General features: G+C 73.0%; 13 protein-coding genes. 5 read left to right on the plus strand and 8 right to left on the minus strand.

The features are described from left to right. Nucleotides 1-2: 2 nt before the first annotated feature. The 7 genes from HCC30_RS25470 to HCC30_RS25500 form a co-directional block, all read right to left on the minus strand. A complete protein-coding gene (locus HCC30_RS25470; protein ID WP_346776806.1) occupies nt 3-1385 on the minus strand; it encodes a glycosyltransferase in 1383 nt (460 codons plus the stop codon). Then, a complete protein-coding gene (locus HCC30_RS25475) occupies nt 1366-3258 on the minus strand; it encodes a 1-deoxy-D-xylulose-5-phosphate synthase N-terminal domain-containing protein (RefSeq protein WP_169445133.1) in 1893 nt (630 codons plus the stop codon). Before HCC30_RS25475 ends, HCC30_RS25470 begins: the two co-directional genes overlap by 20 nt. Then, a complete protein-coding gene (locus HCC30_RS25480) occupies nt 3255-4586 on the minus strand; it encodes an aminotransferase class III-fold pyridoxal phosphate-dependent enzyme (RefSeq protein ID WP_169445134.1) in 1332 nt (443 codons plus the stop codon). The genes HCC30_RS25475 and HCC30_RS25480 overlap by 4 nt, the downstream gene beginning before the upstream one ends. Nucleotides 4587-4665: 79 nt before the next feature. Further along, a complete protein-coding gene (locus HCC30_RS25485; protein ID WP_346776807.1) occupies nt 4666-5760 on the minus strand; it encodes a phosphotransferase in 1095 nt (364 codons plus the stop codon). Nucleotides 5761-7392: 1632 nt separating this feature from the next. Further along, nucleotides 7393-7563 (minus strand): hypothetical protein, encoded by a 171-nt coding sequence (locus HCC30_RS25490; RefSeq protein WP_169445135.1) that lies wholly within the window; start codon nt 7561-7563, stop codon nt 7393-7395. Nucleotides 7564-7663: 100 nt separating this feature from the next. Then, nucleotides 7664-8566 (minus strand): hypothetical protein, encoded by a 903-nt coding sequence (locus tag HCC30_RS25495; RefSeq protein ID WP_169445136.1) that lies wholly within the window; start codon nt 8564-8566, stop codon nt 7664-7666. 146 nt (nt 8567-8712) lie between these two features. Then, entirely contained in the window at nt 8713-9123 is a 411-nt protein-coding gene (locus HCC30_RS25500; protein WP_169445137.1) for a Rid family hydrolase, read from the minus strand. A gap of 81 nt (nt 9124-9204) precedes the next feature. On the opposite strand from HCC30_RS25500, the gene HCC30_RS25505 reads away from it, so the two are divergent. The 5 genes from HCC30_RS25505 (at nt 9205) to HCC30_RS25525 (ending at nt 14411) form a co-directional block, all read left to right on the plus strand. Then, nucleotides 9205-9570 carry a helix-turn-helix domain-containing protein gene (locus HCC30_RS25505; protein WP_169445138.1) on the plus strand — a complete coding sequence of 122 codons (366 nt, stop codon included), beginning with the start codon at nt 9205-9207 and terminating at the stop codon, nt 9568-9570. A 47-nt stretch (nt 9571-9617) separates the two neighbouring features. Then, on the plus strand, nt 9618-10718 hold the full coding sequence (locus HCC30_RS29240) for a helix-turn-helix domain-containing protein (RefSeq protein WP_169445139.1): 1101 nt from the start codon (nt 9618-9620) through the stop codon (nt 10716-10718). Nucleotides 10719-10846: 128 nt separating this feature from the next. Next, nucleotides 10847-11785, plus strand: a complete 939-nt coding sequence (locus HCC30_RS25515) for an alpha/beta hydrolase (protein WP_346776808.1) — start codon at nt 10847-10849, stop codon at nt 11783-11785. Between the two features lie 32 nt (nt 11786-11817). Then, nucleotides 11818-13461, plus strand: coding sequence for an NAD(P)/FAD-dependent oxidoreductase (locus HCC30_RS25520; RefSeq protein ID WP_277348047.1), 1644 nt, complete (start codon nt 11818-11820; stop codon nt 13459-13461). Between the two features lie 20 nt (nt 13462-13481). Beyond that, a complete protein-coding gene (locus tag HCC30_RS25525; protein WP_169445140.1) occupies nt 13482-14411 on the plus strand; it encodes an SDR family NAD(P)-dependent oxidoreductase in 930 nt (309 codons plus the stop codon). A gap of 126 nt (nt 14412-14537) precedes the next feature. Here the strand turns inward: HCC30_RS25525 and HCC30_RS25530 are convergent, their stop codons facing one another. Beyond that, the gene (locus HCC30_RS25530) at nt 14538-15203 is read right to left on the minus strand and encodes a TetR/AcrR family transcriptional regulator C-terminal domain-containing protein (protein WP_240979889.1); all 666 of its coding nucleotides are present in this window, start codon (nt 15201-15203) and stop codon (nt 14538-14540) included. Nucleotides 15204-15251: the final 48 nt, after the last annotated feature.

The following is a 15251-nucleotide window of genomic DNA, read 5'->3' on the forward strand; positions in this document are numbered from 1 at the left end:
TGTCATTCCTTTCCTGCCCCGGCGCCCACCGGTTCGGGCGCGAGGCGATAGGGGAGCGGCGGCAGGACGAGTGCGTCCAGGAGCCGGGGGAAGGCCCGGTAGTCGGCCAGGTTGCGGTCCGGGCCCGTCACCAGCTCGCGCAGCGCGGCCAGTTCGCGGCCGGTGGGCCCGTCGGGTCCGGCGGCCGCGGTGTCGAGCGCGTCCAGGACCGCCCGGTCGCGGCCGCCGAAGAAGTCGGTGAACAGCTGCTCGGCCCGCGCGAGGTCCCGTTCGGGGTCGGCGCCGGTACGGGGTGCGACGCGCAGCCGGGCGGGCAGCCGGGTGTCGCAGGCGATGTGCCGGTCGGCCGGTTCGCCGGAGAGGGCGCGCAGGAACGCCTCGTCGCGGAACGGTTCCGCGCCGCGCACCTCGGCAGGTGCGAAGTCCCGTTCGGTGAGCTTGCGTACCAGCGTGTCTTCGTCGACCCGGCCCAGCGGGCCGACCCGGCTCATGACGAACTCGCCGGAGGTGTCGAGCGCGGTGGGCACCAGGTTGCGGGCCGGCAGCAGTTCGACGGCCGGGCCGACGTCGGCGGCCAGTACCGGCACGCCGTGCGCGAGCGCCTCCAGCACGACCCGGCCGAGCGTCTCCCGCGAGGCGGTGCTGGGGAACAGCAGGACGTCGACGCGGGCGAAGAAGTCGGCGAGCCGGTCCTGGCCGAGGACGCCCAACTGCTCGGCGGAGCCCGGCGGGACGCCCTGCGCGTGCAGGGCCTCGCCCACCGCGTCGGGCCGCCAGCGCGGGTGGTTGGGCTTGCCCGCGTACACCAGGCTCGCGCGGCCGCCGCTCTCCCGGTGGCAGCGGGCGAAGACGGACAGCACCTGGTCGAAGTTCTTCGCCAGGGACAGCGCGCCGAGGTAGCCGATGCGCAGCGTCTCCCGCGTCCCGGGGATGCGCTTCGGCGCGGACCGGGGCAGCCGGTCCAGCATCGGGTAGGCCACCGCCGAGTTCTCCTCGGTGACCGAGGAGAAGTGCCGGATGAACAGGCGGCGGGTGTACTCGGTGGGGAACAGCACCAGGTCGCCCTCGCGCACCAGCGGCGCGCACAGCTCCTCCTGCGCCCAGTAGCCGGACCACAGCGCGGTGTGCACCTCGCGGACGATCCGGAACCGGCCGCCGGTCCGCTCCCGCCACCGGTGGTAGAGGAAGGCGTACGGCCCCGAGCCCGCGTAGACCACGTCACCGGGTCCGGCCGAGGCGACGCTGTCCTGGCCGAGGGTCAGGTCGTGCCAGGAGACCCGCCGGATACGGGTGAGCAGTTCGGCCATCTCACGGTGCATCAGGATGGCGCCGTCGACGATGCCCTCGGTGTCCGGGGAGCGGTAGTCATGCGTATGCAGCAGCACGGGCGCCCTCCCCCGGTGCGTCGTCGGCCGGGGCCTGTGCGAACCCGCCGAGCAGGTCCCGGAGTTGGTCCGGGCTCATGCCGTGCCGCCGGAGCTGTTCGGCGTGCACGCAGTTGGCGATGTCCCGGCGTACGCCGTGGACCCGCGCGGGCAGCAGGTACTTGGCGCGCAGCCGCTCGCCGAAGCCGCCGTCGACGCCGTTGTACTCGACGGTCAGCAGGCGCCGGCACCCGGCGAGCAGGGCCAGGGTGGCGGAGTCGAACTCGGGGTCGAGGGCCGCGCAGTGCAGGTGCGGAATGCCGGCCTCCCGGTTGGCCTCGGCGACGAGCACGCTCGCGTAGCCGAAGGTGACCACGGCCCGCTCGGGCTGCCCGGGGCCGGGCGGGGTGACCCACACGCCGCCGTCGAGCCCGGCCGAGCAGTCGAAGGCCGGCGGGTCGAACTTGGCGTCAACGGCGCTCACCACGTGGGTGACGTCCGGGTGCTGCTCCAGCCGTTCGACGCAGGCGGCGTACTCGGCCTTGGTCACCGGCTCGTAGACCCGGGTGTGCAGGATGCGCCCGAGCAGGTTCGTCGCGTTGTGCGCGCCGCCCCAGGCGCCCCAGCTGCGTCCGGCGAGCACCAGCAGGCGGCGGACGCTGGTGGTGGCCTCGGTCAGCATGCTCAGCGAGTCCATGTAGTACATCGCGTCGGTGGCGACGACCTTGAGCGTGTCCTCGGGCAGCGCCAGCGTCAGCCCGAGACTCAACGTCTCCGCGAGGCCGGTGTTGGTGTACGGGACGTGGCCCCGCAGCCCGAAGCGGGCCGCCATGTCGGCGGTGAACACGGCCGGTTCACGCCCGGTGCGCTCCCGGTGCGCGGCCAGCACCGCGCCCGAGGTGGTGGCGAAGGACACCTTGGCGGGCGCCGGGGCCGGATCGGGCCCCCGTGCCGGGTCGGGTGCCCGTGCGGGCTTCGGCGCCGTGGCCGACGCGGCGGACGTCGTCGGCTTGAAGCTGTGGTCGCCCTTGCGGGTACGGCACACCAGCGCGGCGGAGGTAGGGCCGGCCAGCAGCTCCCCGAGGGAGCCGCGTACGGCCGCGGTGTCGAGGCCGTCGGTCTCCTCGACCCGGCCCAGATAGCTCGCCAGGTAGTCCCGGCTGAGCGGCTCGGGCAGCGGCTCGATGCCCTTGCCGTTGGTGTCGACGACGAGGATCAGGTTGGCCAGGCCCGCCTCGTGTGCGAAGCGCAGGCACTCGAAGGCCACGCCCTCCTGCAGTTCGCCGTCGCCGGACAGGCAGACCACCTTGCGGTCCTCGCCCCGGCGCGCCAGCTCGAAGGCGAGGCTGACGGCCTGCGCCACGCCCACGCCGAGGCTGTAGCGCATGGTGTTGGTGAAGCCCAGCTCGCGGTGGATCACACCGGTCAGGCCGCCCTGGTGGAGGGTGGCCAGCGGCGCGAACGGGAAGGTGCCGCGGACGTGGTGCTCGGCGTAGAAGGCGGGGGCGATGTGCCCGCGTCCGACGATCAGTTCGGCCGGTCCGGTGCCGGTGGGCGTGACGGCGGTCCCCGCTCCGGCGCCCGCGCCAGGACCGTCCTCGGGGGCCAGGCCGAGCTCGAAGCAGGCCCGCACGATCGCCAGCGAGGAGAGGTTGCTCTGGTAGTTGCCCGAGCCGGCGATCTCGTGCATCCGCAGCAGCACCCGCGCGCTGTCCTCGTGGGGCCGCTCGGGCACGGCGGCGGCGAGTTTGCGCAGGCTCTCCGTCAACGGGCCGCTGTAGTCACCCCGTTCGAGCTCGTCGAGCTCGCGCCGCACCACCGCGCTCTCCGCCTCGGTGAGGCGGGGCAGCGCGGCGCGTGCCGCACGGTCGACGAGGGTCCGCAGCTCGCTCATCGGCCCGCCCCGAAGATCTCGTCCAGGGCCTCGCCCAGGATGGTGAGGATCTCGTCGGCCTCGGCACGCGTGGTGACGAACGCCGGGGCCAGCACCACCCAGTCGTCCTGCCCGCGGATGATCAGCCCCCGGTTCAGGCAGGCCCGCGCGAGCCGCTCGCCGATCGGGCCCCGGCCGCCGTCGACGGCCGCGCCCTCGTCGAGCTTCGCCCCGTACAGCAGGCCGGTGGCGCGGAGCCTGCCGCGCCCGGTGAGCAGCTCGCGCAGCCGCGGCTCCAGGTGGGCGGAGAGGGCGCGCACCTTGGTGAGGTGGTCGCCCTCGCGGAAGTGCCGGACGGCGGCCAGTCCGGCGGCCGCGGCCATCGGGTTGGCCGCGTAGGTGTGCGAGGGCGCGAAGGAGACCTTGCCGTCACCGCTGTCCAGCACCGCGGCGATCCGCTCGTGCATCAGGACGGCGGCCAGCGGCGCGTACCCGCCGGAGATGCCCTTGCCGACGCACATCAGGTCCGGGGTGACGCCGAAGTGCTGGGCGGCGAAGGGGTGTCCGGTGCGGCCGAAGCCGGTGACGATCTCGTCGAAGACGAGCAGCACGCCGTGCCGGTCGCAGACCTCACGGACCCGGGCGAGGTAGTCCTCGGGCGGGACGGCCATCCCGCGCAGGTGGATCACCGGTTCGACGACCAGCGCGGCCACCGAGTCCGGGCCCTCGGCCTCGATCGTCCGCTCGATCATCGCGGCGGCCAGCTCGCCGGACTTCTCGCGCGGCACGTCCCAGAACTCCTCCAGGCAGTCCGGCGGCCAGACGTGCACGACCCCGGGCAGGCCCGGGCCGAAGCGGCTGACGTCCGGGCGGCCGGTCAGGGTCAGCGAGCCGAACGTCGCCCCGTGGTAGCCGTGGTAGTAGCTGAGCACCTTCACCCGGTCCGGGTTGCCGTGCGAGCGGTGGTAGAGCCGGGACAGCCGGACGGCCGCCTCCACGCTCTCGGAACCGCCGTTGACGAGCTTCGCGGCCGTGATGCCGTCCGGTGCCAGGTCGACCAGCTCGGCGGCGAGGTCGAGCGCGGCCCGGTTGGCGCCGTGCAGCGGCGGGTTGAAGGGCAGGGTGTGCAGCTGGTCGTCGACGGCCTGGGTGATCGGCCCGCAGTCGTAGCCGAAGCAGGTGACGAACACCCCGGACAGGGCGTCGAGATAGCTGCGTCCGGTCGCGTCGGACAGCCGGATTCCCTTGGCGGAGGTGAAGAGCAGGGAGTCCTCGGAGTGCGGGACCTCGAAGCAGTAGGCGGACATGTCGGCCGGCCACGGCGTGGCCGCGGTCTCCTGAGCAGGCATGCGGAATCTCTCTCTGGTCGCGGGAGAACGTCGGGCTCGAAGAAGGGAGTTCAGGGGGTTCGCGCGGGCGCCCGTCGGGTCATGCCGGCGGCGGCGCGGTGAGCAGGCGGTGGATCTCCAGCCGGCGCAGCGGGGACAGCAGGGCGAAGTAGCCGGGCCAGACGGGGCTGAGGATGTCCCGCTCCAGGATGTCCTTGGCGATGTCGACGATCACCGGCAGCGAATGGGCCAGCAGCAGCGGCATCAACAGCCGCTCCTCGCCGGGGCACAGCAGCCCGCGCCGCTCGGCGACGCGCCGGAAGTCGCCGACGGAGCGAGCGCGTTCGGCCGGACCGGCCACCCGTCCGGCGGCCTCGGCCAGCCAGGCGAGGTCGAGCAGCCGGTCGCCGACGTGCAGGTTGTCGAGATCGAGGACCCCTTCGACGGTGGGCTCCTCCCGGCCCGGCCCCGCCGGGGCGAACAGGAAGTGGTGGTGGTGCAGATCGCTGTGCACCACGGCGGGACGGTCGCACGGCTCCCCCGTCGCGGGGACCGGGTGCTCGGCCAACAGCCGCCCGGCGGCGGCCACTTCGCGCAGTGCCTCGGCGGCCGTGCGGTGCCATGCGTCCTCGCCGCTTTCGGCCAGGGGCAGCAGCCGGTCCACGGCGTCCCGGAGCGCGGACGGCCAGTGCTCCTCGTCCACCAGCCGCGGCAGGTGGACCGTCGCCAGCTCGTCCCGCACCCCGGACGGCAGCCCGTCCAGCGCGGTCCGCAGGTCCAGCCCGGTACGCACCACGGCCCGCGCCTGCCCGGGGGTGAACTCCCCCGCGGCCGCGCCCTCCAGAAGCGGAACGAGCTCGCAGACGAGCCCCCCGCGCCACACGCCCGGGGCGCCGTCCACCGCGGGCACCGGAGCCGGGAGCGGCACGCCGCGGCTCCGGCAGTGCGCCGCGATCCGCTCCTTGAGCGGGTAGAAGCGCGGCGCGCGGGCGGCCTCCGGGTTCAGCTGCACCTTCAGCACATGACTGCCGGTGCCCTCCCCCACCCGCCACAGGCCGGCGGTGTGACTGAGCGGCACGGCGCCACCGGCCGAGAACGGGCGCACCGGCTCACCGGCCCACCGCTCCCCCCAGCCACCGGCCAGCACCCGGCGCACCCACTCCGCACTGCCGGCCACACCTCCCAGGTCCTCCACCGACCGCTCCTGACTGCGCATATCGTCCCTGTTCACGAGGCACTCACAAGATCCACCCCACCGCACCCGCCGTCCCCCGCAACAGGTCCACAGGGCCCCTCCACGGGGCAACTCCGCGGCCCCGATCGATCACCACCTGAGGACCATCCGACCCGGCGTCACCGTGCGCGCCAGGCGCACCCGGGACTGCCTCACGTCGCCAACTTCCGGGCCTCACAGGGGCGTTGCGGGGGTTGGCTGCCCTTGTTGGCTTCACGGGGGTGGCCGATGGGGCAGGGGCGGGGGGTCTGATGGTCCCGGGGGTGGGTCTTGGGGTACGGGGGTCTCGTGGGGTCAGGGTTGGGTGCGTGGGGGCTTGGGCCGGGTCTGTGGCGTGCGGAGCAGGTGGGGCGAGTACGGGGCCCGGGTGCGGGTACGCGGGGCGCGGGCGGGGCCGGGCATGCGCACCAGGTGGGGACGAGTGCGCGGCCCGGGTACCCGGACCGGGCGCGGGCCACGTGCGGGTGCACGGGCTCAGTGCAGGCGAGCGGGACGCGTACGGGCGCGAACTCCGTACGGCCACGCGCGAACCCGCGCCTGCGAGCCGACCAGGCGCGGGCCGGGGCTCGGACCAGGTGCGGGACACGGGCCCGTGCGGGCGAGTGGGGGTCGTGTGCGGGCACACAGACTCCGTAAGGGCTGGCGGGTCGTGCGCCCGTAAAGGCGAGCAGCCCCGTGCAGACGCACGGACTCAGTGCGGGCGAGCAGGCCACATACGAACTCCGTACCAGCGCACGCGAGTTCATGCCCGCGAGCCGATCAGGTGCGGGCCCGGGCATGCGGACCAGGTGCGGACGGGCACCCGGACCGTGCGGCACACGGGCCCGGTCGCACAGGCTCCCTGCGAGCGCGCAGGCCACGCACAGGCACAGGCCCGGAGAGCACAAGTGAGCAGGCCACATCCGGGCGCGAACTCCGTACGGCCACGCGCGAGCCCATGCCCGCGAGCGGACCAGGTACGGGCCCGGGCATGCGGACAGGTGCGGACGGTACCCGGACCGGGGTGCGGGACACGGGCAACGTACGGTCGCGCGAGCCCATGCGGGCGAGCAGGCCACGCACAGGCGCACGGGCTCGGAGCGCGGTAAGTGAGCAGGCCACATCCGGGCGCGAACTCCGTACGGCCACGCGCGAGCCCGCGCCTGCGAGCGGACCACGTGCAGACGCACGGACTCACTGCGGGCGAGCAGGCCACGTGCGAACTCCGTACCAGCGCACGCCAGTTCATGCCCGCGGGCGGACCAACTGCGGCCCGGACATGCGGGCCAGGTGCGGACGGGAACCCGGGCCGGGTGCGGCACGAAACATGTCCGGGCGAGCAAGCCACGACGGGCCCGTGAACCCCGAGCGCGAGGCACGTGCGGCGGGCTCCCTACCCGCGAGCGGGCCACGTACAGGACCGCAGATGCCGGGCAGGTAAAGCAGGCCGTCGCGCGAACCCCGGGCGCGGGCACACACCGGGGTACGGACGCGCAGACCTCGTGCGGCCAAGCGGGCCTCGCGCGGAGCACCCTGACGCCCGGAACAGCGCGGCGCCCGGCGGATCCAGTCCGCCGGGCGCCTGCCTTCCTCGGGGTGACCCCGGGGCTCCGCTCAGGAGCGTTTTCGATCCCGTATCTGCCGCACGGCCACCGTCAACGCGGCGAACGTGAAGCCGAGCGAACCCAGCCACAGCACGGCGGCGGCTCCCGGTACCACTTGCGACAGCAGCACGAGCGCGACCGCCGACATCAGGAACGCCACCGTCAACTGTTGCGTCTTCACCACGAACCTCCCCCTCTTGCCGGTCACCTCCATCCCAACACGCCGCCACGGGCCGCGGTGAACGCCGGGTCCGGACCGGGCAAGTCCCCGCCGTCGCAGGTCACATGGCGGGCGGCATGCGGCCGGAGCTCGCCTGCTCGATCAGGTCCTCGGTCTCGTCGCTCAACGGCCCTTCCCCGTACGCCTTGCGCAGCTCACGCTCGGCCCCGACGGACTCGGCCGCGGACGCCGGGTTGGCGACGAGGAGGCCGTTCGGCAGCGGTTTGCCCGTCATGGCGTTCCAGACCTCGGAGGCGAAGGCGGCGCAGTTGTAGCCGCCGAGGTGGTACCGGGCGCCGGTCCTGGCGAAGGCCGCGTGGTACCCCTCCACCACGTCGTCGAAGCCGACGCGCGCCGTCTTCCGCTCGTCGTGGCCCTCATGGCCGTCCGGGCACATGATCTCCCCGGGGGCGCTGCGGACGGTGATGGGCTCCGCCGGGTAGAAGCCGAACTCGGTGCTGTCCCCGAGCGGGGAGACGACCTCGATCCAGACGTGCCCCACCTCGCCCCGGTAGAAGTCCCGGCTCACCCAGGACGCACCGGAGTCGATCTTCGCCGTGACCGTCCACGGCTTGTCCTTCGCCTCCGGGGACGTCCTGCCCTTCTCGATCACGGTCCGCAGCGGCCGCAGCCGCTTGTGGAAGGGCAGCGCGGCCTCCTCGGACTTCGCCTGCTCCCCGGCCGGCGCTCCGGATTCCGACGCGGAGTCCGTGTCCGACTCGAAGACCGACCGGGGCTCCTGGGCCCCCTCCTCCGGCACCCGCTGCACGGCCGGCGCCCCCGCACCCTGCCGCCCCTCGCGCAGCATCCGTACCACCGCGTCGTTCCCGGCGGCCCCCTGAAGCTCCGCCAGCCCCGCGGCCCCGGACGGCGCCCCCGCCCGCGAGCCGCCCACCGGCGCACGCCGCGCCGCACGCCGGGGCCCCCGCTCGCCCCGCCGCTCCTCACGCCCGGCCCTCTCCATGTCCGCTCCCTCCCGCCGACCCTCCACGGATACCGGGCCGCCGCCGCCCATCGGAACGGGCGGCGGTACCGGGACGGGGGCAAGGCCGCTGCCCGAAGGGGCGCATCCCCCTGGAGGAGGACGCGGCGGAGGCCGCCCGGAGCGGGTCAGTCGAGGACGGCGAACGCCTCGACCTCGACGAGGACATCGGGCTCAAACAGGTAGTCCACGCCGATGAGCGACGCCGGCGGCAACGGTTGCGGAATGCCGAGTTCGGCGACGACGCGGTCGATGCCGGCCATGAAGTCGTCCATCTTCTCGGGGCGCCACCGGGTGGCGAAGAACCTGAGGCGTACGACGTCGGAGAAGCTCGCCCCGGCACCGGCCAGGCCCCGCGCGGTGTTCCGCAGCGCCTGCGCGACCTGCCCGGTGAGGTCACCCGTCGCGACCCGGTTGCCCTCGGCGTCCCGCGCGATCTGACCGGCCACGTGGACCTGACGGGTACCCGTACCGATCGACACATGGTGGTAGGGCACAGGCTCGAACATGCCCTCGGGGGTGCACAGTTGGACCGTCATGGGACTCCCCTTCGCTCTTGCCCGAGTAGGTATCCCATGACTACCTTGTATCCAAAGGGAACCTCAACGAGACCAGGTGTCGTGCCCGATACCTCCAAGGCCGCCGTGCCCCAACTCACGGCCGCGCACCGCGAGTTGCTCGACCAGATCCTCGACAAGTGGTCCCTCCAGGTCCTCGACACCCTCTGCGGAAACCCCTCCCGCTTCAACGAACTCCGCCGCGCCATCCCCGTCGTCACCCAGAAGTCCCTCACGGCCACCCTCCGCCGCCTGGAACGCAACGGAATGATCGAGCGCGCCGTCGTCAACACCCGCCCCCTGGCCGTCGAGTACCGCATCACCCCCCTCGGCACAACCCTCCAGGACCTGATAAACGCCCTCCACCACTGGACCACCACCCACATGCCGGCCGTCGAAGAGGCACGGGAGAGGTTCGACGAGGGGTGAGAGGCGTATGCCGCCGCGGCCCCGGCCGCCCCGGATAAAGTCCCCCCGTGGCTGACACAGAACGGCGTCCGGGCGAGGGGGAGGCCGACGCGGAGGGCGTGTTGCGGGTTGTGCGGTTTTTCGACTCGCTGCTTGAGGAGCGTGCCGGGCTGGAAGAGTTGCTGGCCGCGGCCGCCGAGGTCGCCGGGTGTCCGTGCGGGGTGCGGGCAGCTGATCCGTTGGTCGGGTTCTCGGTGGATGCCGGGGGCCGGGTGGGCAGCAGTGAGCCGCCGCCGGGGCGGGTCCTGCGGCCGTTGCCGGCCGGTGCGGAGGTGTGGCTCGCGCGGAGCGGGCCGGCGTGGCCGCTCGACGGTCTCGTGCTGGAGCGGCTGGCGGCCGTGTGCTCGGTGGTGCTGGACCGGCTCGCCACGCGGCTGCCCGGCCTCGGCGACCCCGGCCTGCTCGAACTGCTCATCGGCGAGGACGCGGGCGTCGTCGACCGTGCGCGGGCCGCGCAGCTGCTGGGCTTCCACAGCACCGACGAGCTGCAGCTCCTCGCGGTGGCCGGACCCGAGGGCGCCTGGGAGGCCGTCGCCGAGCAACTGCCGGACCACCGCGGCCGGTTGAGGACGACGGACCTGGGGAAGGTCCGGGCGATGGTCACCACCGGCGCGGTGCCGGAGGAGCTGCGCGCGCCTCATCACGTACGGATCGGCGTCGGGCGGCGGCTGCCCGCGCTGGAGGCGCCGCGGTCGTGGGCCGGTGCGGCGGCGGCGCTGCGGTTCGCGCGGACGTACGCGCCGGGCGCGGGCGGTCCGGCGATCGCGCGCAACCCCGTGATCTTCAGCAAGGATCTGGGCGGCTACCTCCTGCTCGCCCGGCACCTGGACACCGCCTACCTCGACGAGGTCGAGGACCTGGCGGTGCTCGACGGGATGGCCGCCGACCCGGCGCTGGCCGAGGTCCTCACCACGCTGCACGTCCTGTGCTTCAGCGGGACGGTACGCGCCACCGCGCGCGAGCTGCACCTGCACCACAACTCCGTGCGCCACCAGATCGCCAAGGCGGAGACGCTGCTCGGGTTCCGGGTGACCGAGCCGATGGGGCAGCACCGGCTGCTCCTGTCGCTGGCGCTGCGCCGGCTCCGCGACGTGGCCACCGGCGAATAGCCGGACGCACGGAAGGCCAGGGCCAACTGGCGGGAAAAGCCCCCCGAACCGGCGCCAACTGTCCCAGGACCGTCCCCCCGTCCCCGGTGAAGTCTTGACGAAGCACTTCACCGAAAAGAGGGACGCTCGTGAACAGCGGATTCGATCCGGAACTGCACCCGTCGCAGCTGCCGGAACTCGACGTCGGCGACCTGCCGACGGCCCGGGCCACCGTCGCCGCCATGTACGGCCAACTGGGCACGCGGGTACCGGCGGTGGCGGTGGAGCGGCGGACGATCCCCGGCCTCCCCGGGGAACCCGAGGTGTCCGTCGCGGTCTGCACCCCGCACGGCCGCGTCGAGCCGTCACCGGCGTATCTCCACCTCCACGGCGGCGGGTTCGTCCTCCCGGACGAGAACGCGGACGCGGCGACGGCGGCCCGGATCGCCGCCGAGCTCGGCGTGCTGGTCGTCTCGCTCGACTACCGGGTCGCGCCGGAGCACCCGTTCCCCGCCGCGCTCCAGGACTGCCACGCCGCGCTGGCCTGGGTGGCGGACCGGGCCGGGGCGCTGGGCGTGGACCCGGACCGGATCGGGGTGGGCGGCGTCAGCGCCGGGGGCGCGCTGGCCGCCGCGACCGCCCTGCGGGCAAGGGACGAGGGCGGGCCCGCGCCGTGCTTCCAGGTGCTGGAGACCCCGGTGCTCGACAACGCGCTGGACACCCCTTCCATGCGGGAATTCACCGGCACCCCGATGTGGAACCGGCACAACGCCGTTCGCAGCTGGCAGCACTATCTGGGCGACAATTCCGTGCCCGGGAATGCCTCGCCCTATGCCGCCCCGAGCCGTGCCACGGATCTCGGCGGCCTGCCGCCGGCGTACGTGTCGGTCTGCCAGTTCGACCCGCTGCGCGACGAGGGAATCGGGTACGCGCAGCGCCTTGTGCAGGCGGGGGTTCCGGTCGAACTCCATCTGTTTCCCGGCACGTTCCACGGTTCCGCGGGCGCTTTCCCGCAGGCCGGTGTGTCCCGCCGGATGAACCGCGAACTCCTCGACGCACTCGGCAGAGGACTGGGCGTCGCCTCCTGACCTTCCACCGGAACTTCCCAAAGGTGCATCCCTTGACGAACAGTGACACCTCGGCCCGCACTCAACCAGGGCCCGATTACGACGTACTGGTCATCGGCGCCGGTTTCGCCGGTCTGCACATGCTGCACGAACTCCGCGCGAACGGATACGCGGTGCACGTCTTCGAGACCGGTTCCGGAGTCGGCGGTACGTGGTACTGGAACCGCTATCCGGGCGCGCGCTGCGACGTGGAGAGCATCAACTACTCGTACTCCTTCTCTCCCGAACTGGAGCAGGAATGGGACTGGTCGGAGCGCTTCGCCACCCAGCCCGAGATCCTGCGCTACGCCGAGTACGTGGCCGACCGCTTCGACCTGCGCCGCGACATCTCGTTCAACACCCCCGTCGAAAGCGCCGTATTCGACGACGAAGCCGGGATCTGGACCCTCACCACCGGGGCGGGCGGCCGGAGTACCGCCCGTTTCCTGGTCACCGCCGTGGGCTGTCTCTCGGCCTCCCGCATTCCCGATTTCCCGGGGCTGGATTCCTTCACCGGCGCGGTCTACCACACGGGCAGGTGGCCGCACGGTCCCGTGGACTTCTCCGGAAAGCGGGTCGGCGTCGTCGGAACCGGGTCCTCGGGAATCCAGGCCATTCCGCCGCTGGCCGAGGAGGCGGAGCGGCTGACCGTGTTCCAGCGCACGCCCAACTTCACGGTACCCGCGCGGAACCGGCCGCTGGGCGAGGAGGAACGGCGGGAAGTCAAGCGAAATTACCGGCAGTTGCGGGAACAGGCCCGCAACACGCCCTCCGGGCAGCTCATCGAGGTCGCCGGGAAATCGGCGGTCGCGGCCCCGCCCGAGGAGGTCACGGCCGAACTCGAAAGGCGCTGGCGCGCCGGCGGGAACTTCTTCGTCGCGGCCTACGCCGACGTCCTCACCGACGAGCGCTCCAACCGGCTCGTCGCCGAATTCGTACGCGAGAAGATCCGCGAAACCGTCTCGGACCCGGTCACCGCCGGAAAACTCTCCCCGACGAACCACCCCATCGCCGCCAAGCGCATCTGCGTCGACACCGGCTACTACGAGACGTTCAACCGGCCGGACGTGGACCTCGTCGACGTCCGCGAGAACCCCATCACCGAGATCACCCCGCGGGGCATCCGGACGACCGCCGGTGAGCACGCACTCGACGCGATCGTCTTCGCCACCGGCTACGACGCGATGACCGGCCCGCTGACCCGCATCGACATCCGCGGCAGCGGCGGCGTCCCGCTGGCCGAGCGGTGGGCGGCCGAGGGGCCGCGTACGTATCTGGGGCTGGCGGTGGCCGGGTTCCCGAACCTGTTCACCATCACCGGCCCAGGCAGCCCGTCGGTGCTGGCCAACGTCATCATGTCGATCGAGCAGCACGTGGAGTGGATCACCGGCCATCTCGGCCACCTGCGCGCGAACGGGCTGACCCGCAGCGTCGCCCGCGCCGACGCACAGGACGCCTGGGTCGAGCACGTCAACAAGGCTGCCGACGCGACGCTCTACCCCGAGGCCAACTCCTGGTACCTGGGCGCCAACATCCCCGGAAAACCCCGGGTGTTCATGCCGTACGTCGGCGGGCTGGACGTGTACCGGAAGAAGTGCGACGAGGTGGCCGCCGGCGGCTACACCGGCTTCGCCCTGAGCGGCGACGACGCGTCATGACCCGAACAGCGAGGACGACCATGGAACCACTGCGCTTCGACGACCGCGTCGCCGTCATCACCGGCGCCGGACGCGGCATAGGCGCCGCCCACGCGCGGCTGCTCGCCGCACGGGGCTGCCAAGTCGTGATCAACGACCTCGGCGTCACCGCGTCCGGAACGGGAGGCGACACCACCCCCGCCCGCGCGACGGCCGACGCCATCCGCGCGGCCGGCGGCACCGCGATCAGCGACACCTCCGACATCGCCGCCCCCGAGGGCGCGCGGGAGCTCGTCCGGCGCGCGGTGGACGCGTTCGGCCGCGTCGACATCGTCATCAACAACGCGGGCATCTACGAGCTGGACAGCTTCCCCGAGCTCGAACTCGACGACCTGCGCCGGCACTGGGACGTCCACGTCGGCGGCTCCTTCAACGTCACCCGCGCGGCCTGGCCGGAACTCTCCGCACGCGGCGACGGACGGGTGGTCATGACGACCTCGACCGGCGCACTCGGCGCGAGCACCATGACCTCCTACGGCAGCGCCAAGGCGGGAGTCGCGGGGCTCGCCCGCGCCCTCGCGCAGTCCGGCGCGGCCTCCGGCATCAAGGTCAACCTGGTGGCCCCCTTCGCCGACACCCGCATGAACGCCATCGGCACGGGCCGCGCGGAGGACGACGTGCCCGCCGACGCCGAACAGCGCACGGCCGACCTCGTCTCCCCCATGGTCGCCTGCCTGGCCCACGAGTCCTGCCCGGTGACCGGCGAGACCTTCCTCAGCGGCATGGGCCGCTTCGCCCGCTTCTTCATCGCCGAAACCGACGGCTACCTCCCCGAGGACCCACCCACCATCGAATCCCTCGCCACCCACTGGAACACCATCACCGACCCCTCCCGCGGCTACGGCATCACCACCGACGTGTGGAACTGGTCGGAGCGGAACGCGGGGGTGTTGGGCGGGGGGCGGGGGTAGTCGTCCGGACCGGAACGCCCCTCGCGTACCGGCCCGGATTCGGCAGCCCGTACCCACCTTGGCGTCCCGCGACGGTCTCAGCGTCCGCCGGAAGCCGAGGAGCCCGGCACCTCGCCCCCCCGTCAATCACCGCCCTCTCCCGCCCGGAACGGAGCCCACCGCCGCCCCGATCCCCGCCAGCAGGAGTTCGAGGCCGAAGGTGAAGCGTGCGTCGAAGTCGAGCAGGGGGGTGACCGGGCCGGCGGCCAGGTGCGGGTAGCGGCCGGTGCGTACGACGTCGGCGAGTGTGCCGGCCTCGCCTCCGTCGGCGCCCTGCTCTTCAAGGGTCTCCCCCAGCACGTAGCAGAAGACCGAACCGGCGGCCCACAGGCCGTGGTCGCGCGGGAGGCCGGCGTCGCGGACGCAGCCGACGAGGGTGTCTATGTAGGTCAGGTTGTTGCGCTTCGCGGCGTAGTTGCCGCCGACGATGCGTGCCCCGTCGCGCTGGGCCAGCAGGGCCGTGCGCAGGCTCGCGGCCAGGCCCCGGACGCGGTCCGTCCAGGCGCCGTCGGGCGGGGCGGCGGGCAGCGCCCGGGCGAGGATCGCCTCGGCCATCTCGTCCACGAGCGCGTCCTTGCCGCCGAACAGCCGGTAGAGCGTGGGCAGATGCACGCCGAGCCGGTCGGCCAGGCGGCGCATCGTGAGCGTCTCCAGGCCGCCTTCGTCCACCAGCGCGAGCGCCTCGCGCACCGCACGGTCGGCCCGCGCGGCGGCCGGTGTGCTGCGTCCGCGGCCCTTCTCCTCCATTGACATGTTAACGATGTTATCAGTAGCGTGCCCGAGTGCTGATAACGCTGTTAA

It is taken from the genome of Streptomyces sp. HNM0574 (assembly GCF_012726235.1).
Classification (GTDB): domain Bacteria; phylum Actinomycetota; class Actinomycetes; order Streptomycetales; family Streptomycetaceae; genus Streptomyces.